The 21,604-nt window shown below is 45.6% G+C and carries 15 protein-coding genes and 1 pseudogene; 8 read left to right on the top strand and 8 right to left on the bottom strand.

All coding sequences use genetic code 11. The annotated features are described in order from the left end of the window. Positions 1-34: 34 nt before the first annotated feature. On the bottom strand, positions 35-913 hold the full coding sequence (locus L5L91_RS09380; RefSeq protein ID WP_263169021.1) for a LysR family transcriptional regulator: 879 nt from the start codon (positions 911-913) through the stop codon (positions 35-37). A 176-nt stretch (positions 914-1,089) separates the two neighbouring features. Between L5L91_RS09380 and L5L91_RS09375 the strand changes: the two genes are divergently transcribed. Next, positions 1,090-2,229, top strand: coding sequence for an S-(hydroxymethyl)glutathione dehydrogenase/class III alcohol dehydrogenase (locus L5L91_RS09375; protein WP_014610474.1), 1,140 nt, complete (start codon positions 1,090-1,092; stop codon positions 2,227-2,229). 164 nt (positions 2,230-2,393) lie between these two features. Then, positions 2,394-3,236 carry an S-formylglutathione hydrolase gene (gene fghA, locus L5L91_RS09370; protein ID WP_263236190.1) on the top strand — a complete coding sequence of 281 codons (843 nt, stop codon included), beginning with the start codon at positions 2,394-2,396 and terminating at the stop codon, positions 3,234-3,236. 118 nt (positions 3,237-3,354) lie between these two features. Here the strand turns inward: fghA and L5L91_RS09365 are convergent, their stop codons facing one another. Further along, entirely contained in the window at positions 3,355-4,731 is a 1,377-nt protein-coding gene (locus L5L91_RS09365) for an L-serine ammonia-lyase (RefSeq protein WP_263236189.1), read from the bottom strand. Between the two features lie 385 nt (positions 4,732-5,116). Here L5L91_RS09365 and nagZ point away from each other — a divergent pair, with 385 nt between their 5' ends. Further along, the gene (gene nagZ / locus L5L91_RS09360; protein WP_263236187.1) at positions 5,117-6,145 is read left to right on the top strand and encodes a beta-N-acetylhexosaminidase; all 1,029 of its coding nucleotides are present in this window, start codon (positions 5,117-5,119) and stop codon (positions 6,143-6,145) included. Positions 6,146-6,224: 79 nt separating this feature from the next. Continuing rightward, on the top strand, positions 6,225-6,764 hold the full coding sequence (gene ycfP, locus L5L91_RS09355; RefSeq protein ID WP_263180042.1) for an alpha/beta hydrolase YcfP: 540 nt from the start codon (positions 6,225-6,227) through the stop codon (positions 6,762-6,764). Between the two features lie 519 nt (positions 6,765-7,283). On the opposite strand, the pseudogene L5L91_RS09350 reads toward ycfP, so the two are convergent. After that, positions 7,284-8,043, bottom strand: a pseudogene (locus L5L91_RS09350) (EAL domain-containing protein); the annotation flags it as partial. Positions 8,044-8,070: 27 nt separating this feature from the next. Between L5L91_RS09350 and L5L91_RS09345 the strand changes: the two are divergent. Next, positions 8,071-8,661, top strand: a complete 591-nt coding sequence (locus L5L91_RS09345; protein ID WP_263181315.1) for a hypothetical protein — start codon at positions 8,071-8,073, stop codon at positions 8,659-8,661. A 228-nt stretch (positions 8,662-8,889) separates the two neighbouring features. Here the strand turns inward: L5L91_RS09345 and L5L91_RS09340 are convergent, their stop codons facing one another. Together L5L91_RS09340 and L5L91_RS09335 are read right to left on the bottom strand one after the other, a co-directional pair. After that, a complete protein-coding gene (locus L5L91_RS09340; protein WP_263138767.1) occupies positions 8,890-9,405 on the bottom strand; it encodes a hypothetical protein in 516 nt (171 codons plus the stop codon). Between the two features lie 402 nt (positions 9,406-9,807). Then, positions 9,808-10,545, bottom strand: a complete 738-nt coding sequence (locus L5L91_RS09335) for a hypothetical protein (RefSeq protein WP_263236185.1) — start codon at positions 10,543-10,545, stop codon at positions 9,808-9,810. Between the two features lie 912 nt (positions 10,546-11,457). Between L5L91_RS09335 and L5L91_RS09330 the strand changes: the two genes are divergently transcribed. The 3 genes from L5L91_RS09330 to L5L91_RS09320 all read left to right on the top strand — a co-directional run bounded on the left by L5L91_RS09330 (position 11,458) and on the right by L5L91_RS09320 (position 16,285). Next, complete coding sequence (locus L5L91_RS09330; RefSeq protein WP_263236184.1) at positions 11,458-13,701, top strand: hypothetical protein; 2,244 nt, start codon at positions 11,458-11,460, stop codon at positions 13,699-13,701. 10 nt (positions 13,702-13,711) lie between these two features. Continuing rightward, positions 13,712-15,412, top strand: a complete 1,701-nt coding sequence (locus L5L91_RS09325; protein ID WP_263236183.1) for a toxin-antitoxin system YwqK family antitoxin — start codon at positions 13,712-13,714, stop codon at positions 15,410-15,412. Between the two features lie 597 nt (positions 15,413-16,009). Continuing rightward, entirely contained in the window at positions 16,010-16,285 is a 276-nt protein-coding gene (locus L5L91_RS09320; RefSeq protein WP_028759808.1) for an acylphosphatase, read from the top strand. Positions 16,286-16,361: 76 nt separating this feature from the next. On the opposite strand, the gene L5L91_RS09315 is transcribed toward L5L91_RS09320, so the two are convergent. The 3 genes from L5L91_RS09315 to L5L91_RS09305 form a co-directional block, all read right to left on the bottom strand. Then, positions 16,362-17,363, bottom strand: coding sequence for a peptidoglycan binding protein CsiV (locus L5L91_RS09315; RefSeq protein WP_173244633.1), 1,002 nt, complete (start codon positions 17,361-17,363; stop codon positions 16,362-16,364). Further along, positions 17,363-20,848: a transcription-repair coupling factor gene (gene mfd / locus L5L91_RS09310; protein ID WP_263236182.1), complete on the bottom strand. Its 3,486-nt coding sequence runs from the start codon at positions 20,846-20,848 to the stop codon at positions 17,363-17,365. Before mfd ends, L5L91_RS09315 begins: the two co-directional genes overlap by 1 nt. An 85-nt stretch (positions 20,849-20,933) precedes the next feature. Further along, positions 20,934-21,575, bottom strand: coding sequence for a hypothetical protein (locus L5L91_RS09305; RefSeq protein ID WP_212601065.1), 642 nt, complete (start codon positions 21,573-21,575; stop codon positions 20,934-20,936). Positions 21,576-21,604 lie beyond the last annotated feature (29 nt).

Below are 21,604 nucleotides of genomic sequence, written 5' to 3'. Positions count from 1 at the left end.
TTGTCTGCTACCAATCAATCTGCTCAAACAGTATTTAATCCTGCTCGGCGAGTTTTTCGGCAAGGTAATCGACCAATACACGGATCTTGGCCGACAGGTGGCGATTTTGCGGATAGAGTGCCCAAATGCCTTCTTTGGCTTCGCGGTGACTGTCAAGGAAGGAGAGTAACCGTCCGGCTTGAATATCTTCTTCAATATAATAATCAGGCAGTTGAACTATCCCTATGCCCTTTAGTGCCGCATCCCTTAATGCGTAGCCGCTGTTACAATTGAGATTACCGCGGACTTTAATATTGCGCTCGCGGCCATTTTCCACAAAGCGCCAGTAATTATGATTACCGATCAAACAATTGTGCTGGTTAAGCTCAGATAAGGTATGGGGCTGACCGTATTTTTCCACATAGCTTGGTGAGGCGGCGACATAGTGGGTACGGCTGCTGAGCGGTTTGGCCATCAGGCTTGAATCGGCGAGTTTTCCGAGGCGAATCGCCAGATCATAACCGCCTTCAATCAAGTCCAAGGTGCGATTGGTCAAGTCGACGCTAAATTCAACACTGGGATATTGCACCATAAAATCATTGAGTAACGGCATGATAAATTTCTCGCCATAGGCGACGGGCGCTGTGAGTTTGACTAAGCCTTGGGGTGAGTCCTTTAGGTTTGAGATGGCGCGCTCGGCTTCTTCTAACCCAGTTTGTAATTGGCGGCAATGGCGATAATAAATTGTGCCTTCTTCGGTTAACGACACTTTGCGGGTAGTGCGGTAAAAGAGTTTTGTGCCAAGGCGGTTTTCTAAGGTGCTCACTTGGCGGCTAACGTGGGCGGTGGAGATATTCAGCCGCTGCGCTGCTAGGGTAAAACTTTCGGCCTCAGCCACCGCGACAAATTCAGAAATGCCGTCCCAGAGATACATTGTTGTTACTCAGTAAAAATGAATTGCTTGAATACTAGATTGTCTCTCGCTGAGAAACAAATACAATCCTCCTATTCAGTAGCATCAGTGCAATGGGCGCAAGAATTTACTTGGCCTGAATTGAATTTATGATACACCAATGACTTACTCCTATTACCTATTCAAGGGACGTAACAATGTCGAACGAAAAACCGCAGTTTATTAAATCAAAGGCCGCTGTTGCTTGGGGACCAGGACAACCACTTAAGATTGAAGAAGTGGATGTGATGTTACCTAAAGCGGGCGAAGTCTTAGTGCGCATTGTGGCTACGGGCGTGTGTCACACGGATGCGTTTACCCTGAGCGGTGATGATCCAGAAGGGGTATTCCCCGCGATTTTAGGCCACGAAGGCGGCGGTATCGTTGAGCAAGTGGGCGAGGGTGTGACCAGCGTACAAGTGGGCGATCATGTGATCCCACTTTATACCCCAGAGTGCGGCGAGTGTAAGTTTTGTCTATCGGGCAAAACTAACCTGTGCCAAAAAATTCGCGCGACCCAAGGTAAAGGCTTAATGCCCGATGGCACCACGCGTTTTTATCTTGATGGCAAGCCTATTTTCCATTACATGGGCTGCTCGACCTTCTCTGAATATACCGTGTTGCCTGAAATCTCATTGGCTAAAGTCAATAAGAGCGCACCATTAGAAGAAATTTGTCTGTTAGGTTGCGGCGTAACCACAGGCATGGGCGCTGTGATGAACACGGCCAAAGTGGAAGAAGGCGCAACCGTGGCAATTTTCGGCCTCGGCGGTATCGGTTTATCGGCGATCATTGGGGCGACTATGGCCAAAGCCAGCCGCATTATCGCGATTGATATCAACGAGTCTAAATTCGAGTTAGCCAAAAAACTCGGCGCGACCGATTGCATCAATCCTAAATTACTCGATAAGCCCATCCAAGAGGTGATCGTTGAGATGACCGATGGCGGCGTGGATTACTCATTCGAGTGTATCGGCAACGTCAATGTGATGCGCAGCGCCTTAGAGTGTTGTCATAAAGGGTGGGGTGAGTCGGTGATCATCGGTGTTGCCGGTGCTGGTCAAGAGATTTCAACCCGTCCATTCCAATTGGTGACTGGCCGCGTTTGGCGCGGTTCTGCCTTTGGCGGTGTGAAAGGGCGTTCTGAACTGCCCCACATTGTTGAGCGTTACATGGCGGGCGAATTTAAGCTCGATGATTTTATCACTCACACTATGGGACTTGAGCAAATCAATGAGGCGTTTGAGCTGATGCACCAAGGTAAGAGCATTCGCAGCGTGATCCATTTTGATAAATAAGCGATTTTGCACGCTAAGTTGATGCTTCAGCTTGATGTGACTAACGGGCAGACAGGTGCAAATCTGTCTGCTGTGTTGCCAACGGAGCTGACGATAAGCGCCATGACTAACGCTAAGACTAACGTTATAAATAGCGCTAAAAGATTGAGCTTAAAAGGACTTGTATGACCATAGAAAATATCAGTTGTAACAAGAGTTTTGGCGGTTGGCATAAGCAGTATCGCCATCAATCTCAGTCGTTAAACTGCGAGATGCGCTTTGCCATTTATCTGCCGCCTGAGGCGGTGAATAAACCGGTGCCTGTGCTGTATTGGCTTTCAGGTCTAACCTGTACCGATGAAAACTTTATGCAGAAGGCGGGTGCACAGCGCATGGCAGCGGTACTTGGGATGGCGATTGTCGCCCCTGATACCAGTCCTCGCGGTGACGATGTGCCCGATGCGGCGGATAAGGCTTACGATTTAGGCTTAGGCGCGGGTTTTTACCTCAATGCGACAAAAGCGCCTTGGAATCGTCATTATAAGATGTACGATTACATAGTCCATGAGTTGCCTACCTTGATTGAAGCGCATTTTCCTGTCACTACCCAGCGCGCTATCTCCGGCCATTCAATGGGCGGTCATGGTGCTTTGGTGATTGGTCTGAGTAATCCACACAGATATAGCTCAATTTCGGCTTTTAGCCCGATTTCGAATCCAAGTAATGTACCTTGGGGTATTAAAGCCTTTAGCGAGTACTTAGGTGAAAATCGTGAACATTGGCGACAGTATGATGCCTGTGAATTGCTTAAGCTCGCGATTAGCGAAGTGCCAGTACTGATTGACCAAGGTGAAGCTGACAGCTTTTTAGACACCCAATTGATGCCACAATCGTTAGTGGATATCGCCCATGCCAAGGGTTATCCCTTGGATGTGCGGATGCAAGCGGGGTACGATCACAGCTACTACTTCATCGCGAGCTTTATTGAAGAGCACCTTAAGTTCCATAGCTTATACTTTAAGCCTTAAATAGCCGATTCAGCAGTCACGCCGATGAGCTAAAACAAAAATGCCGCAACTTTGTGAGTTGCGGCATTTTTTATGGTGCGATTTAAGCAATTAGCGAAAGTGAATTAACACTCAGCACTTAGCACTCAACAATGTTGACCGCTAAACCGCCTTTGGCGGTTTCTTTGTATTTACTGCGCATATCTCTGCCGGTGTCCATCATGGTTTTGATCACTTTATCCAGTGAAACCTTATGGTTACCGTCACCGCGTAGGGCCATACGAGAAGCGTTGATTGCTTTGATCGCGCCCATGGCATTACGTTCGATACAAGGCACTTGCACTAGGCCGCCCACAGGATCGCAGGTTAAACCTAAGTTATGTTCCATGCCGATTTCAGCCGCGTTTTCAACGTGTTCAACCGTACCGCCCATTATTTCAGTCAGTGCGCCAGCGGCCATAGAACAGGCTACGCCCACTTCACCTTGGCAACCGACTTCGGCGCCCGAAATTGAGGCATTTTTCTTGTACAAAATACCAATTGCAGCGGCAGTTAATAAATAACGGGCGCAGACATCGATATCCACTTCTTGTACGAAGGTATCGTAATAGCATAATACGGCAGGAATAATTCCCGCAGCACCGTTTGTTGGCGCAGTGACGACGCGATCACCGGCCGCATTTTGCTCGTTGACCGACAGTGCGAATAAATCGACCCAATCCATAGCGGTTAATGGATCGACATTGTTACGGCCTTCGGCTTTCAAACGGCGGTACAGTGCAGGAGCACGACGACGCAGTTTTAGGCCGCCAGGTAAAATACCTTCCTTCTGATAACCGCGTTCGATACAGGTTTTCATCGTCTGCCAAATATTCCACAGCTTGGCTTTGACTTCATCTTCAGTGGCTAAACTTAGTTCGTTCGCCATCATTAAAGAAGAAATGCTGAGACCTTGCTCGCCGCATAATTCCAGTAAGTGAGCCGCACTCACAAAATCAAAAGGAGCCGATTCAATTTGTGAGGCTGGCGATGCATTACGTTGGCTAATTTCATCTTCATCTAAAATAAAGCCGCCACCCACTGAGTAGTAAGTGCGATCAAAAATGCATTCCCCTTTACAGTAGGCGTACAAGGTCATGGCGTTAGCATGTGCAGGTAGCGTTTTGCGTCTGTGATAGGTAATGCCTTGCTCACGGGTAAACTTAACCACTTTGCCACAGTGCAGCGTTAAGGTTTCGTCCTTGGAGACGCGTTCTAAAATGCCGTCGATGCTGTCAGTGTCCACGGTTTCGGGATCTTCGCCCATTAAGCCTAAAATCACTGCTTTGCCCGTGCCGTGGCCTTTGCCTGTTTGGCCGAGGGAGCCAAAGAGTTCGGCTCTTAATTCATCAATCTGGGTCACGAGTCCTGAGTCAGTCAGGTTTTGCATAAAGATTTTGCCCGCTTTCATTGGGCCGACGGTATGTGAACTCGATGGACCTATGCCGATCTTGAACATGTCAAATACGCTAATCATGATAGAAGTCCTGTTGTGTCTTGTTTATTATTTTAGTCTGAGTGCATGGGATTGCTCGCTCTGCAGATTGAAGCACGCTAATCTTGCGCGTGTACTCTGGTCAGTGGCGGCATTCTTTCATGCGAAATCTGCTTGTGTGATACTCTAACGCCAGTATCCCATAGATTAGTGTGACAATTCACATTAGTTTTTTTTATTCGTAATAGTTCGGATAAGCTGAACTTAATTGGGACTTTTTTACAGGCCATTTTATGGTCAAGAATACAGGCTTCGACAGCGCTACAAGAGTAGGTGGCTCGCTTTTTTTAGCTTTTTTGTGAGCGTGGACTACTTATGGCTTGAGTGGTTATTTTTTGAGTATTAATGAATATTTTTAGGGAGAAGTATGAGCTATTTAATGTTGGATTTACTGTCGTTGGACGTCAGTGAGGCTGAATCTGAGATGCTACGCCATCCACAGGTGGGTGGTTTAATCCTATTTTCCCGCAATTTTTCGAGCCGTGATCAGTTGATCCGTCTGGTACAACAGATACGCCAAATACGCCCAGAAATATTAATCGCCGTAGATCACGAGGGGGGCCGAGTACAACGTTTCCGTGATGGCTTTACCATTATTCCCGCCATGGGCGACATTTTACCCGCAGCAAAGGGCGATATGGTATTGGCCAAGCGTTGGGCCTGTGAGCTCGGTTTCTTGATGGCGATTGAATTACTGGCTTGCGATATCGACTTAAGTTTCGCGCCCGTATTGGACTTAAACGGCGTGAGCCAAGTCATAGGTAAACGCAGCTTTAGCCCAGAGCCCGCCGAGGTTATTACATTGGCCGAAAGCTTTATTGCTGGCATGGCCGCAGCTGGCATGGGCGCCGTGGGTAAACATTTCCCCGGGCACGGCAGTGTAGTGGCGGATTCGCACTACGAGAAACCCATTGATGATCGTGATGCCGAGGCCATTTTTGCAAAGGATATCCTGCCGTTTAAAGAATTGATCGCAAAAGAGAAATTATTAGGCGTGATGCCCGCGCACGTGGTTTACCCTAAAGTCGACCCTAACTCTGCGGGCTTCTCCGAATACTGGTTAAAACAAGTGCTGCGTAAAGAACTTGGCTTTAACGGGGTGATTTTCTCTGACGATCTCGGCATGCAAGGCGCAGGGTTTGCGGGCGATTACCGTGCAAGGGCCAGCGCCGCCTTAGCCGCAGGTTGCGACATGATTTTAGTGTGTAATGATAATGCGGGCGTAATGTCGCTACTCAATGGCTTTACTTGGCCTGCGAGCGCGCCACAGTATCCTGCGAGTTTACTTAAACCCAATGCCGCGCAAACGGCAGCGGCGCTCGATAATACGGCCCGTTGGGAAAATGCCAAGCAGCTTGCCGAGCAAATTTGTTTGGCTCAACAGGCGAAAGTTTGATGTAGCGCAAGGTGTGAGATCACTCTTTTGCTAGGGTTAGTTAATTCACTGTAATCAAAAATGATTAAAAGGCCTTGATATGATTTTCTATCTTCATGGATTTGATGCGACTAGCCCAGGTAATCACGAAAAAATGCGTCAGTTGCAATTTATTGACCCTGATGTGCGTTTGATCAGTTACAGCACCTTGCACCCTAAGCACGACATGCAACACTTGCTCAAGGAAGTCGCTAAGCAAATGCAGCATTGCGACGATCCCGCGCCGTTAATGGTTGGCGTAGGACTCGGCGCTTATTGGGCCGAGCGGATTGGATTTTTAAATGGTCTTAAATCTGTGCTGATTAACCCTAATTTGCACCCAGAAAATAATATGCAGGGCAAGATTGACCGCCCAGAAGAATATGCCGACATTGCCAATAAGTGCGTGTCGAAATTTCGTGAAAAGAATACTCACAAGGCCATGTGCATATTTTCTGTGAATGATGAGATGTTCGATAATCAGCAACTCGCCAGTGAATTAAGCGCCTATTATTCGATTGATTGGGATGACGTTCAGCCCCACAAATTCCCCCAACTCGCCGCCCATCTCCCCAAAATAAAAGCCTTTAAGTTGGCTTGATTAATATCGATTGAATAAAAGTATCACTCCTCTTTTTATATTTAAGAGGGGGAGTGGATTTATCTCATCGGCTATTCCGCCTTATGGTTTTGGCTTTTAATACTTCATGCCGCGCACATTGCGACTCTGAATATGAATGTGGCTATTGGGAATATTTTTAAGTAGAGCACATTGAGGGCTCTAGATTATAAAATCGATTGTATTGGTTTTGGACTTAAATGTGTAGGAAAGTAGTCTAGGGTGACTGCGACTTTTGGTTTTGTTTTTAGGGGATTAGCGTTGGCTGGTATCTACGCATATAGGCTTGCCATGGCATTGACTCACCGACACGCAGCCAGTCCATCCTTGGATGCTCGACCGCCCCGTCCATGGGGCGGACGGTCGTCTCGCCAATCACCATGGCTCACCTTTCGTGCATTCACGTAACCTGTAGATTTAAAAGACATACGCAACGCACTTTTGGACAAAACCTTGTTAGATAATTGGCTCTTCTTAGCCAGATTCGGATTAGCTATTCTTTAGTAACGTCTTACCGATTTTCAAGTAATCCAATGGCATGGTTTGTAACAAAGATAAGGTTGTTTGCCCAGTACCAAAGTCATCGATAGCCATTAAAATCCCCAACTGGCGTAAGCTTTCAATGCGCTGGCGCCACGTTGAACGCAATCCTAAAGCCCGAGTCAACCTTCATATCAGTAAAATCTTTTAATGCCCGCTCAAAAATATAGTTAGTTAATGGAACAATTAATTTGTCCTCTTCGGCAATGGGAATAAACAAATCAGGTTGCACTAGCCCATTTGCGGGTGTTGCCAACGTATTAATGCCTCGACTCCCTTAGCTTTACCGTTCTCGGCACATCACTGGCTGATAAACTAAGAAAAACTCTTCTTTCTCTATTCCACTGCAAATGTCATCGGTGAGGGAATGGCGAGTAACTCTTGAATCGAGTACAAATAGGATAGAACCCGTAAGTAAGACGATGCTAACTGGCCATGAAATGGCCAGAAATATCCATAAGAAATGCCAGAAAAATGCGGGGGACATTTCTAATAACACTGAAAAATTGTTCTCTTCAGAATCTAGTGTTATCACCTTATTTTTTATAAACTCGAGTGATTCAGGGATCGTGTTGCCAGTTATGGATAAAGCGACATTGATAACAGCGCTGGGAAACACATTCGGCTGTACAAAGGAGTCTAATAAATATCTCCCTTCTTTAATGAAGGCGGCGCCGCGCTTAGAGATAGGATCCTAGTTTAATGATACTACTGCTGGCACTGACATATTGACGAAGGTTAACAAGTAATGAATTACTATAAATTAGGTATAAATTCGGAAAGTAAAAAATGGATGAATTATATGAATCCTAGTTCATTTTTTATAGATGGCGAAGGAAATGAATTAAGTGATGTGAAACTATCTGCGATTCAATCTGGATTCAAAGGTGTTTTATATTTCAATGCCTTAAAAGAAGGTAAATCACCTCCGGTTGTCTCGGTTGGAACCAGGTTATTGGCGTTTAATGAGGATGTCTTTTTTGAGGACGATATTAATGTTAGTGGTGTCCAGTTAATACCATTTATAAATAGGCATAACAATTTAAAGTATGTGTTGATGCATGTATTTAATTATACTGACTGCGTTGATTGGGAATGTTCTAAAATTGAACGCTGGCCTCTGGGCTACATTCCAGAAGTTTGGGAATCAAAGCGTGGGCGATTTTTTATTGAACCCGTTGTCTATAAGGACAAAATACCTGAAAACTTAGACGCCTTTCGTTTGTATGAGTGGGGTGGTGCATTTAATATAATAATATCAGAAGCTTTCAAAGATAAATTGTTGTCTGTGGAGTTTGATAGTTCCCTTCTTGATTTTAAACCACTATCTCTTAAATAATAAATGCCGAGGAGGTTATTAAACATCCTCGGCATAATTTTTTTGTATATCCATCCCTCAACTTTGTAGGCGCATATTGATGCGGGACACATATTGGGCAAGGTTCTTGGTGTGCAGGTCAATACCCACAGATTATTGATCACTACAATGCAGATGACTTGGTAATATCATAGCAACAGTCTAGAACCACGGTGAACAGCTCCTAGACAGCGAGCCCCCGCAGTGCTTTTAGATTCTTTCACGTACGTAATCTCCTAATTCTATAATGTTTCTAAATTCAAGATATATACCTTTCCCATCTAGAAGCCTATATGACTTAAAATCTCTACGAAAGAGCACAACAGCATCTAATGTCTTTAATTGATAAACGAGCCACCAATTCTGCCCTTCCTTTTTTGGGTAGCTCTGACGACATGATTTTAGGTACTCTTTTATAGACAAACCACGAATTTTTCTTCTATCTAAATCTGCCTCCTTCATTACATCCGGAGGATAAACATATGCACTAAGTTTTGCAGCAGAGATACCTAAGAATTCCGCCTGTCTTACTAATTCACTTGAAGGATTAATTATTTCTTCCAGTTCTGACTGTGTGAGATTGCTATAAATGTTATCTTTACCACATATTCCGCAATGAAATGAAAGATTAATTTCATTGCTGGTCATAAAGTCATCAAAAAAACACGCATCGACTTCATTATATTTTTCACAATACTTACACTTTAATGATGCTGTTGTTGACATTGTTATCCCTACAAAAAGCTAACGTCTTAGTATTTATGCGCTGCGCTGTTTGCAGGGCATAAATCGCTTGTCGGACTTGGCCGCTGCCATATCCGTGTCAATTGGTATAAATGATGCTATAGGAATTTGCTTTTTTGCGGTAGCGTTTTTTATACCGTTTGAAGAGTAATTAGTTGATATCTATTACTGGATGTTACCCTATGAACCAGACTAGGAAAGTCTGATTCACTAGCTAATTTTTGGACATTTTCGAGTTAGACTTTAGCTCGAATTAGAGAGTCTCGAATTAAAACTTCTATGGGTAACACCTTGCTCACCGACGAGTAAGTTGGTGCTGTTTTTGCCGCATTTTGTTTTAGCAAAAAGCGCGACAACTGTATCAAGTCCACGTGCAGCAACTTGTTAGGCATTTTTGTTGACGATTTCCTGAAGCTCATTTGCAAATTTTTTAATATCTACAAACATATTAAAAATAGCTTGTTGGTCCAAATAAATTGGATTACTCTCTTTGGTTTTTCCGTTTCTATGGACTATATCATGGCGAATTTTAGTTATTTTATCTACTTCAGAGATATTCAGATCAATTTTGTTTCCAAGTATGGTCTCAAATATTACTTTTACTTTTGGCATGCTGTGATAGAGTATTTTAGATAGTTCCTTTATAGCAAGCGCTTTGGGGTTTGATTTTGTTACTGCTAAAAACTCAAGCGTATATTTTGCATTTTTTAATTCTTCGATTTTAAATGAATTCACAAAAAAACGATCATTATTATTTACTAGAGATTTTACAGTTTCACCGAGAAATGCCTCAAGCAAACTAACCGAATGTGCATAAGTCATTCTATACATAATATATGGTTTTGTTTTTAGTGGGTTATTAACTATAAGTTTTTCAAGCTCTCTTATCTCTTCGAGAAAAAGTCTGTAAAGAGTTGAAGAATCATTTTTTTGTAACCATTTTAGATCTTCTTCGAATTCAAATTGGTCCCTTAAATGCTCTTGAAGATTAAAGTATTCGTCAGCTAAATCTCTATACTCTTCGGATTCTTCATCTGCATCTTTATCCTCAAGACGGTCTCTTATCCATTGATCTGCCTTTTCATTTTCAAGCTCTATCATTAAATCTGACATTCTTCCCATGACATTATTCCTTAGGATAAAAAGTGTTCGATAAAATTGATGCCTAACATTTTATGAGGGGCATGCGCGTTTACCTCATTAGACCAGTAAAAACGCGAATAGTTAATTACTTGTAATATAAGGAACTTATCAGCTTTCTCTCAAATACACCATCCGGAAAAACGCGCATGCGCGTTTTACAAACCTATTATCTAAGTTTCGCTTTATATAACTAATTAATTTTAAATAGTTTTAGATGTTAATGATTGAGATGGCGCGCACAAAAATTGACTTAAAAACACTCAGAGCTACGCATTTTTTAATACGACTGTCTAGCGCTCCAGTTTCGGCCACTTATGGTGAATTGCTGAAAGCAGAAAATAGATGAGAATTTGTTGGGAAATGAGGTAGCAAGTTTGTGGTCAAACGCCCCGTGTTAACTCACTTTGGGGCAAAAGCTGTTTAGGGCTGATTTGTGTATTAATGACTTAGTTAAGCTTGACCTTGTTACAACAGTGACCGTTGGCGATATGGCTGCTCTTTCACATCTGACCCATAGGGATATGGGAAATGTCACTATGATGTCGGGAACATCATTGACCATGTGAACGCGGTATTTACACTTCCGTGTGCTGCAGATGTTACCGTCGAGTCCAGAGGGATACTTCTTATTAAATAAAAATCGAAGAGTCACTGGGCATTAATGACAATTAATGCCGCACAGCTAGCTGTTTGCATCTGTTCTTGATGCCGGAATTCGTCATTAAAAACTTGCCTAAGATTGGTATTGCAGTACCTGTGACTATCTAAAAAGGATGCTTAGTCGCGCACTCTGGTGTTGCGCTGGACAGGCATAAATAGCCAAAGCATTTTATTTACTGGGCATGAAAGGGCATAATGCGGCGCTTACTATTTGAGATACAAGGAATAACCATGAAGTACTTGGTTAGCGTAGTTGCATGCTGTTTATTATCGGCCTGTTCTTTTGGGGATGCTGATGTTGAGTTTACGCCTGAAAAAGGGGAAGAGCGCTCGTATCAGCTGTATAGCACCACTAACATCACTGTAGACAATGGTCAGCGTACCGAAACGGTTAACGCCACGTCACATCAATTGCTGCGTTATAAGGTCCTCGAAACAGGCAAAAACAGTCGGTTTCAAGTGCATGTCGATTATATGAACATGCGCGATGGTCAAGGGAGCGGCGTCAGTAGTGGCCAGCGGGCCGATCGTAATCCAGAAATGCACGCTATTTTCTCGCAGGGGTTTGAATTTTCTTTAAATCTAGACGATGGCAGCGTTAAAGAATTCAGTGCATTGAACAAACCTGTATGGCAGGCGCTGTTGGCTGAACGCGGCGCAGAGCTTGAGCAGGAACTGAAAAAGCTCTTTAGCTCATCGGCCTTTCTTAGCACCATACCCGCCAAAGCGGGGGCGGTTGTCGCGCTTCCTACCTATCAAGGCCACCCCAATGCCAAGCTTACTGTATTGCAAGTCACAGATACGCATGTGTTAGCCAAAGTTGAAAGTGGCGGCGATCAAGCCAAAATATACGGCCAGCTGATGTTAGAACGTGAGCGGGGTTGGTTAGCGCAGTTAGCCTTAGTGGCAGAAGCGCCGTTTGAGCGCTACGGCTATAAGGGCACAGTGCGCAGCAACGTTATTATGTTGCCGCAGGAGCGCCAGTTGGGCGATCTGACGCAGTATTTAGGTTTTTATGATTTCCCAGTATTTGAGTATCAAAAACAACCTGACGTTGTGTTGGATAATGTCAATAAGACCTTAACCCAAGATGCTGTATTTGCCTATGATGCGGGCTACTTTTACCAGCAAGATGATTTATTAAAGCTGACTTATCAGTATGACTTTTCAGGTTTTAAACCCGAAGGCGGGTTTAGCTTAACCGATATCACAGCACACAGTGCGGATGGCACAGTACTGCCGCTGCAATTGAGCAAGGTAGGTAGTTATAGTTATCCAGAACAGGATGGTTTCCATCAGTCTGAGCAGCAGAATTTGCTTATCGGTTGGAATGCGCCGAATGACCTCTTAGCTCAGGTTGCTGAGTTTCGCGCGACTGCCCATTATCGCGGCGCGAAATTAGTCAAACTTAACCTGACCCCCGATCCCAGCAAAACTGTGGTCTTGCAGTATGAAGATATACAGCTGGAACTCTCGCCAATCCCAGATAAACCATTCAGTTATTTGCTGAAATCGCGAGGCAGCACTGACAAATCTTGGTTATACCGGCGCTTTGACGGTGCCGAAGGCGCTATGGTGAAATATCTTTCACCGCCGCCCACTGGGCCGGATTGGTTAACCCCGGCAGAGCAAAATATGGTGGCGTTGGCCTCAGCTGCACAATATGAATCGATCACACTGTTTACCTTTCCCGCAGCGCCGCCGACGCTGACACTCTATGTGAATACTGTGGTTGACAGTGGTGAACTGACTAAGAACATTCGTTTTATTCCGACTCAAGATTACGCGCAAAATGTCGCCTATCCGCCGGCGCAGCAACAACTGCTTTATAGTGATGATATGTATGCGTCCTATGTTAATCAGCCGCAAGTTACTGCACCTGAAGACCCCGCCTTACTTGAGCCGCAAGTCGTGGCCAAATACGGCGTCAGTTTGCTGTTAACTTCCGAGCAGGCAGCGGTGTGCACGCTCAGTGTTGTCGATGCACCTAAGGTCAACGAGCACACACTGCAATGGACAAACACAAGCACTAACACTAACAACACGGGTTTTGGTGGAGGGCTGGATAAGTTTGTGCTGTACCAACTGACTAGCGCCGATGGGATCCGCCGCAATTTTTACGACATCAATGTCAGCAGCACTTTGGCCTGTACCGGTACGCCCAAATGGCAAGCGCTAGCGTATCAACCCGAGCAAAGCTGGTTGATTGATATCACTCAGTTGCCGAATGTTGATATCCGTCAAACCGTGGCCGACTTTATGCGGCGCTATCGTTTTTTAAATGCGCAAAATTTACAGCTAGCTCCTGCTATTCAAGGTGACAGCAGTGATTTTTATCAGCGTCCGTTGCAGCAAGTATTACGTGAGGAACGCTGGTTTGTACTGGCGGGGCGCGCAGCACAGATAGAGCAGCTAACGATAAGCGGCGAACCGGTCAATAAACAGTGGGTTAATACATTTCCTGCGTTACCTTAAGGAGCAGAATATGAGAGTCTTATTACTATTATCTGCGCTACTTATGTCGTTTAATCTGTCGGCTGAGCGAATTTTACTCGACGAACTATGGCGGTTTAGCGATGTGCCTGGTGAAGCCATTTATTATCAGGAGCAAGTACCAACAGAGAAAGATGGCGTGTGGCCGCTACAACTCTTTTATCTGGAGACGGATAAACCCGTTTTTAAGGGCAGCGTCAACAGTCCTAATTTAGCCGAGAGTTTTATCGTTGGTGATTTCGAGTTTTTCTATCCCGACGGTCAACTGTCTCGCAAGGGCAGTAGCGATGCACAAGGGCGTTATCAGGGCACGCATCTGCATTATTGGGAAGACGGAGCGCTCTCGGGAGAGTACCACTACCAGCATGGCCAGTTGCATGGAGATCAGAAAAGTTACCATACTAATGGTCAATTAAGGGAGCTTCAGCATCGTGTGAATGGCGCTGAATTAGGATTATCGCAAAGTTATTTTAACAATGGCCAGTTGCAAACACGCGTAACCTACGGCGCTAACGGTATGGAAGGGCTATATGAAAGCTTTCATAACAATGGTCAGCCGGAGCAAACCGTTAATATGGTGGCGGGAAAAAGAGAAGGCGAGCGACTGTATTGGACAAAAGACGGCTGGTTATACACTAAAGAGTTTTATCTTAAGGGGAAAATACACGGCGAAGTGTTGATTTACCGAGCTGCCGATGTGCTGCAAGAGATTAAACACTATGAGCATGATAAACAGGTGGGAAACCAGCAGCGTTTTGATGAACAAGGGCGGTTAGCAGAGCTGCAAAAGTATGATAAGGATGGTCGTGAAATTCAACATATTACCTATGATAATGCCGGTAACGTTGCGACCCAAACCGACACGCAATACCTCGCTAACGGTCAGACTAGCACTGAACAGCGCTTCGATTCTGCGGGAAAGTTAACTTATCAATATCAGCAAGATACAGCAAAAGACTGGAGCTTACGTCAGCGTTTTGATGCAGCAGGAGAGCTGATTGAACGTGATGAACAACTCAAGGGGCGATACGATGGCTTGTATATCGGTGCTGGCTGGAACGGTTATATCAGGCGGATAAACTACCGCAAAGGTCAAATGCACGGTGCATATCGAGAAGATAAGGCCGAGGACGGCGGCTTTGTCAGCGGCCAATATCACTTAGGGTTAAAGTCCGGCAAGTGGGTCACAAAAAACGCGGATACGACGCGCAATGAGCAGTTTAACCAACAAGGTGAGCTGAGTGGTGAACAAACAGAAATCGCAGCCGATGGCACGATAATGCGTCGAGAGTTTTATAAAAACGCTAAGTTACATGGCGCGTATTTACTGCGTGGCTTTGATAAACAACTTCAAGCCCAAGGTCAGTATGTTAACGGTCAGCGCGAAGGCCAATGGCTGCTGCAAGATGAAAGCAGCTACAGCATGGTTAAGCTCTGGCATGGCAACTATAAAGCTGGACACGAAGTGGGTCACTGGCAAGCCTTTTCCGCCAATGGCCATTTATTAGGGCAGGCCCAGTATGATGATAAAGGTCAATTGCAAGGCAAAGGCTATAGTTTTAACGAAGATGGCAGCCTGCTGCAAAGTGATGAGTATCTTGATAATCAACTGCACGGCAGGTCGGTGTACTACTTCAACGGTGAACCCTCATCCGAGTATCGCTATCAAAATGGTCTGATGATAAGCGAGTAGCACTTCATCACCTAATCACACAATCAAGCAAAAACCGACTAATTAGGCCGGTTTTTTGCTTTTTTGCATCTAGTTTGCTTGCCTTGCTTTATCGTCAGGCATACGGCCGCTTGTCATTAGAGGGCTCACTTCTCAACCCTCGTTTCGCGTTTACCAACTTGCCAGAACAAACGTAATCTCAGCGTTAAACGTCAACACGCCTTTATACTTCTTCGGCTATCACAGGGGGTGTTTTTAAACATGAACAATGCAGATGGGTGTACGAGCTGATTTTCAGCTAAAAGCATTATATTCATTCGGGATGGATAGTTTTACTTTTCAAACTCTTGAAAATAATTATTTATTGTGTAAAGTAGCGACCCTTGCTATTTTGTAACAAAATGATACAGAGTTGCTGTTTTATTTGTCCATTTATTGGATATCCCTTTGCGTATGTCGCCCGACACAGCTAGCAGCAGTCTTGTTAGCTGTTTTTTTTGCCTAAATTTAAATATTGTTTGTTTTTTGCTCTACAAATCCATAGGTTAACACTTAGCCTTTGGATAATTGCGGCTATGCTTATTTCTATAACAAGGTTCCGTGAAAAAGGAGCGTGAGATGAAGCGAGTATTAATTAATTTGACGGGAAAAGTGCAAGGTGTGGGTTGCCGTCATGCGACCTTGACTAAGGCCAGAGCCTTGGGCGTGACAGGATATGTAACCAATTGCCGCGATGGCAGTGTTGAAGTACTCGCCCAAGGCAGTGACATTGCTGTTAATGCTTTAATTGCTTGGTGCGAAGTAGGTGTGCCTTGCACTGAGGGATTAACCGTAACGGTAGGAGAAGACGAGGCTGATGATATCTACCTCGATTTCTCCATCGTTCAGTCTTAATTTAAACGTACCGTGTTAACTTAACTGCACCGTTTTAACTTAAGAATTGTGCGGGTTGTGCGGGTTGTGCGTTTGTTCAGTATTGGCCAACAGTTTGTATTGATTCGGCATTCTGATTATTTTGCATTGCACTGGGTTGCGCCATCTTGCGGATTTGGATCACCATGCCCATTTCGGGATGATCTAAATAATGGATTTCTTCACTCTTCACACGGCGGTTTTGCTCCAAAGGCACAGACATTAAAAATGGTGTCATGACTTTGGGCGCCGTGAGTGTTGCGCTGGTATCGGCCGCATCACTGGGTACGGCTGGCATTAATTTTCTGCCTTCTTTGCGCAAGTGCAATGCGGTTTCAATATATAAATAGTGGCTTAAATAGATATTCAGTGTGCCATCTAATTCCCATACTGGTGATACAGCAGGTGCAAGCATTGGTGTGCCATCGGCATTAGTCATAGGCTCTGCTTGAGCTTGCTTAATGATTTTTCTGCCATCGAAGTGATAAGTACCTGAGAAATCTTTACCCGCAAATAAGCGTATGGGTACTGAGCCACTCTTACCACGCATAGGTTGTTGCCAAGCCATGTGCAGTAAACTGCGCGTACCACGTTCGCGGGAAATACTATTGATAATGCTCGCGAACTGACTTTGGCTGCGGGTTAACAATACTGGGTTGCCATTGGCTGTAGGATAACTGATCTGTGCGCTGCTGATTTCTGATGGGATCACCGGCGGGTAACGATATTCCACACTCGCAGGCGCAGCAGGCATAGGTTCTGACGTCGAGGTACCGTTTAAGGTTTCAGCGCAGTGGCTATTTGCATCGGCATCAAATACCAGTGTGCAAGGCGCAGATGCGCTGGGTATCGGCGTGATTGCTTGCGCGATAGCGGGGGAGATTAAGTCTATTGCGTTATCGGTTTTCGTCTTGTTCGGCGCATCAGGCCATTGTTCACTTGACTGACTTTGGCGTTCAAACACATAGACTTCAACCTCGAACCAAGCTTCTGCTTGGACGACCTGACTGTGTGATAGTGCAATGAGTGTAGCGATAGAGACCGCGAGTTTACGTAACACTATTTATCTCCAAGACGATGTTGCGATAATTGTTCTAGCAAAAGTTTCACTAAAGCGAGCCTGTCTTTACTGGTTTCGGCTGCAAGGCTGAACTTTAACTTATTCGGTCCTTCCATTCGATAGATTTGTGGCTGGCTTTGGAGTAATCCAATAATAAACACAGGATCTATGACATGATCATCACTAAATTCGATGCTGCCACCTTTACTGTGCACTTCTATTTTAGTCGCACCTAAGCGAGTCGCCTCATGTTTATAGAGGGTCATTTCCATTAAGTTACGCGTCGGTTCAGGTAATAAGCCAAAACGGTCGATCAATTCGACTTTTAACTCATCCAGCGCCGCCTGTGTTTCGCACCCTGCGATGCGTTTATAGAGCGACAGACGAATATTTACGTCGCTCACATAGGCTTCAGGCAGTAGGGCGGGGATACGCAGTTCAATTTCGCATTGCTGATTGAGCATTTGCGCCAGTGACGGTTCTTTGCCTTGTTTTAAGGCTTTGACTGCCGCTTCGAGCATTTCCATGTACAAGCTAAAACCAATTTTCGAAATATGGCCACTCTGTTCATCGCCCAAGAGTTCACCTGCGCCGCGGATCTCTAAATCTTGGGTCGCCAGCATAAAGCCCGCACCGAGATCTTCAAGAGCATCAATGGCTTCTAAACGTTTGCGCGCATCTGGGGTCATACGTTTGGGATGCGGCGTCATCAAATAGGCATATGCCTGATGGTGCGAACGCCCGACGCGGCCGCGCAATTGGTGTAACTGCGCCAGACCAAAGGTGTCGGCGCGCTCAATAATAATGGTGTTGGCACTTGGGACGTCGATACCGGTTTCGATAATAGTGGTACAGACTAACACGTTGAATCTTTGATGGTAAAAGTCTGACATTACCCGTTCTAGATCGCGCTCACGCATTTGACCGTGGGCAACGACGACTCGCGCTTCAGGCAATAAATCGATAATGCCTTGGGCACATTTCTCAATACTTTCAACATTATTGTGCAGGTAATACACTTGGCCGCCACGGAGAATTTCCCGCAGAATAGCCTCGCGCACAGTCGCGGGATCCGATTCCCGCACAAAGGTTTTCACTGCTAAACGTTTGGCGGGCGGAGTGGCGATAATTGATAAATCGCGCATGCCCGACATGGCCATGTTTAAGGTGCGCGGAATGGGCGTCGCGGTCAGGGTTAAGATATCCACGTTGGCGCGCAGCGCTTTGATTTTCTCTTTTTGACGCACACCAAATCTGTGTTCTTCGTCGATAATCAACAGGCCTAAGTTTTCAAACTTGGCCTCAGATTGCAGTAACTTGTGGGTACCGATAACGATATCGACTTTGCCTTCTTCCAATTGCTGCAGCACTTGGGCTTGTTCTTTTGCGGTGCGAAAGCGCGACATCACTTCAGTGACCACGGGCCAGTCGGCAAATCTGTCTTTAAAGTTTTCATAGTGTTGCTGGGCAAGCAGTGTGGTCGGAACTAGCACGACCACTTGTTTGCCAGCGTTGACGGCCACAAAGGCGGCGCGCATGGCGACTTCGGTTTTACCAAAGCCCACATCGCCACAGACTAATCTGTCCATTGCGGTCGGCGATTGCATATCGGCTAACACGGCGATGATGGCGCTTTCTTGATCGACGGTTTCTTCGAAGGGGAAGCCGCGGGCGAATTGAGCGTATTCTTCTTCGTCAATTGCGCAGCTTTCGCCAGGACGCGCTTGGCGACGGGCATAGACATCGAGCAGCTCGGCTGCGACGTCGCGGATTTTTTCAATCGCCTTTTTCTTGGCTTTAGCCCACGTCTCGTTGCCGAGTTTATTTAAGTGGGCGTCTTCATCGGCGCCAACACTGTAACGGCTGATGAGATGCAATGAAGACACTGGCACATACAGTTTGTCACCGCCAGCGTATTCTAATTGCAAGTATTCTGCGACCAGTCCACCCGTATCTAGGGTGACTAAGCCCCTATAAAGTGCAACGCCGTGTTCTAAATGCACTATGGGCTGGCCAACTTTGAGTTCGGCCAAGTTTTTAATCAGGGCATCATTACTGATCTGACGCTGTTTCTCACGGCGACGTTGCTGGGAAATACGATGGCCGAAGAGTTCAGTCTCACAAATGATACTGATACTTTCTTTGGCGCTGATTTGCAGTAAACAACCGCGTGACAGCGGCGACACGATAAGACCTAACTTGGCATCACTTTGAATAAATTCATCAAAATGGTTAAACAGTGCAGGTTTTAACTGAATTTTAGCGAGCAATTCAAGCAGCGCTTCACGGCGACCCTCGGACTCGGCGCTAAACAACATGCGTTTGGCGCTGCCGGCATAATCTTGCAGCGCTAGCAGCGGTTGCTTTAATTTATGATTGGCGCTGATGTCGGGCAGGGTGCTGGCGGCAATAACAACCACTTTCGTTGTTTCAGTGCCATCTGTTGGCACTTGCATTTGATAACGTGACAGCGGTTTAAAGGCGGCAAATAACTCTTCTATGAGTAAATACAGCTCTTTAGGCGCCAGTAATGGCCGCAGCGGATCGACGCGTCTGTCTTGATAGCGATGTTCGACTTCTTGCAGATGGGCGCGCGCCGACTTTTCGATATCGCCTAAGGTGACGAGTTGAGTGTCCTTGGGCAAGTAATCGAATAGGGTGGCGGTGTCATCAAAAAACAGCGGTAGATAGTTTTCGATCCCCGCCGGCATCAAGTTACGGCTCACTAGCTGATAAACCGATTCTGGCTCTTTGACTATGACCTCGAAACGGCGTCGGTATCTTTGCCTAAACCCTTCTATGGCCGAACTGTCTGTTGGGAATTCCTTCGCGGGCAATAGGCGAATCGAGTCAACAGGTTGCAATGAGCGTTGTGTTTCTGGATCAAAATGGCGAATGGTTTCCACTTCTTCATCGAATAGCTCGATGCGCAGTGGCATATTCATCCCCGTTGGGAAGATATCCAGAATCGAACCGCGAATGGCAAACTCGCCATGTTCATACACTTGCTCCACCGAATGGTAGCCAGTGTCGGTTAAATGCTGGCGTACATCGTGTAACTTGTAGCTATCCCCCTTTTTGAGCACAAACACGTTGGCGCTTAAATAGGCCTTAGGCGGCAGGCGTATCATCAAGGTGGTGACGGGCACGATAACGATATTTTGCTCAATCTGAGACAGCTGCGATAGCGTTTCGAGTCGCTGGGAGATTAAATCCTGATGGGGCGAAAAACTGTCGTAGGGCAAGGTTTCGCGGTCAGGGAATAATCTGACCTTAATGCCTATTTTACTGAGCAAATAACTCAGCTCTAACTCTAAGCTTAAGGCGCTTGGCGTGTCACTGGTGACGACTAAGGTCGTTCCCTTATGTTGACGCGCTAAATTGGCGAGTGTAACGGCTTGGCAAACGCCGCCCACGGTGGACAGAGTCTGAATTTGTGTGCCATTTTTGACGGCTGGCGGCGTTAGGGCTGATATGTGAGTCATTGGCGTGCGATAAACTGATTCATTCACAAAGAGTTGCAGACATTGTAGAGACTTGATGGCGTAGGTGCCAGAGAAAAGTCAGCGGCTATTGACGCTCGTCTCTGGCGAGTTTGCGTAACTTGAGTTGTTTCTGTTGCACATTGAGGCTAGCTTTGACTAATTGCTCCACGTCAGATTCAAGAATTTGACTGAATTCAAAGTCGGTTTGCCATTGTAGATGTTCAGGTTGAGTATGTTGTTCTGTTCTGTCATTACGACTCATATCGCCTTCGGCTTGTGCTATTTTTTGTGCTTGAGTGGCGATGACTTTGCCAAAACAGAGAATGGCAACTAATTCGTCGTGAATAAACAGAGTAATTTTATAGTGGGAGCCAATGTCTAAGGCTGTTGGGGTGAGTAATCTCAGGCCACTACCACCAAATTGGTTACCAAAGCATTTTTCGCCCTCTTGGGTTTCTTTTTCTAATACATGTTGCAGCACTAGATCTACTTTGCGGGATTGCAGCTTTAAAAAATCCACGACAACTTTTGCCTCGTTATCTAAATGGCGCAGCTGTAGCAAGCAGTTAGCTTCGAGTGTTTTGACTTCGCTGAGCAGTTGAATGCCTAATGATTGCATTGATCTCAGTGCCATTTCTGAGGGTAATGGCTGGGAACTCGGCCATTGGCTTAGGTAGGCGGTAAAGTGGTGAGGCACACTAAAATACGGATTGGTGTCAGTGAACAAGGCTTGCCTCTTTATTTATAGGACCAATA

Source organism: Shewanella sp. SM55 (assembly GCF_025654025.1).
Classification (GTDB): domain Bacteria; phylum Pseudomonadota; class Gammaproteobacteria; order Enterobacterales; family Shewanellaceae; genus Shewanella; species Shewanella oncorhynchi.
The sequence above is the reverse complement of the archived record's forward strand: the minus strand, read 5'-3'. Positions and strand labels throughout refer to the sequence as shown.

Excerpts from the sequence above, each read along its gene's own strand:
- L5L91_RS09380 (WP_263169021.1), bottom strand. The coding sequence starts at position 913 with ATGTATCTCTGGGACGGCATTTCTGAATTTGTCGCGGTGGCTGAGGCC.
- nagZ (WP_263236187.1), top strand. The coding sequence starts at position 5,117 with ATGAGCTATTTAATGTTGGATTTACTGTCGTTGGACGTCAGTGAGGCT.
- L5L91_RS09335 (WP_263236185.1), bottom strand. The coding sequence starts at position 10,545 with ATGGGAAGAATGTCAGATTTAATGATAGAGCTTGAAAATGAAAAGGCA.
- L5L91_RS09320 (WP_028759808.1), top strand. The coding sequence starts at position 16,010 with ATGAAGCGAGTATTAATTAATTTGACGGGAAAAGTGCAAGGTGTGGGT.
- L5L91_RS09325 (WP_263236183.1), top strand. The coding sequence starts at position 13,712 with ATGAGAGTCTTATTACTATTATCTGCGCTACTTATGTCGTTTAATCTG.
- mfd (WP_263236182.1), bottom strand. The coding sequence starts at position 20,848 with ATGACTCACATATCAGCCCTAACGCCGCCAGCCGTCAAAAATGGCACA.
- L5L91_RS09345 (WP_263181315.1), top strand. The coding sequence starts at position 8,071 with ATGAATTACTATAAATTAGGTATAAATTCGGAAAGTAAAAAATGGATG.
- ycfP (WP_263180042.1), top strand. The coding sequence starts at position 6,225 with ATGATTTTCTATCTTCATGGATTTGATGCGACTAGCCCAGGTAATCAC.
- L5L91_RS09340 (WP_263138767.1), bottom strand. The coding sequence starts at position 9,405 with ATGTCAACAACAGCATCATTAAAGTGTAAGTATTGTGAAAAATATAAT.
- fghA (WP_263236190.1), top strand. The coding sequence starts at position 2,394 with ATGACCATAGAAAATATCAGTTGTAACAAGAGTTTTGGCGGTTGGCAT.
- L5L91_RS09330 (WP_263236184.1), top strand. The coding sequence starts at position 11,458 with ATGAAGTACTTGGTTAGCGTAGTTGCATGCTGTTTATTATCGGCCTGT.
- L5L91_RS09375 (WP_014610474.1), top strand. The coding sequence starts at position 1,090 with ATGTCGAACGAAAAACCGCAGTTTATTAAATCAAAGGCCGCTGTTGCT.
- L5L91_RS09365 (WP_263236189.1), bottom strand. The coding sequence starts at position 4,731 with ATGATTAGCGTATTTGACATGTTCAAGATCGGCATAGGTCCATCGAGT.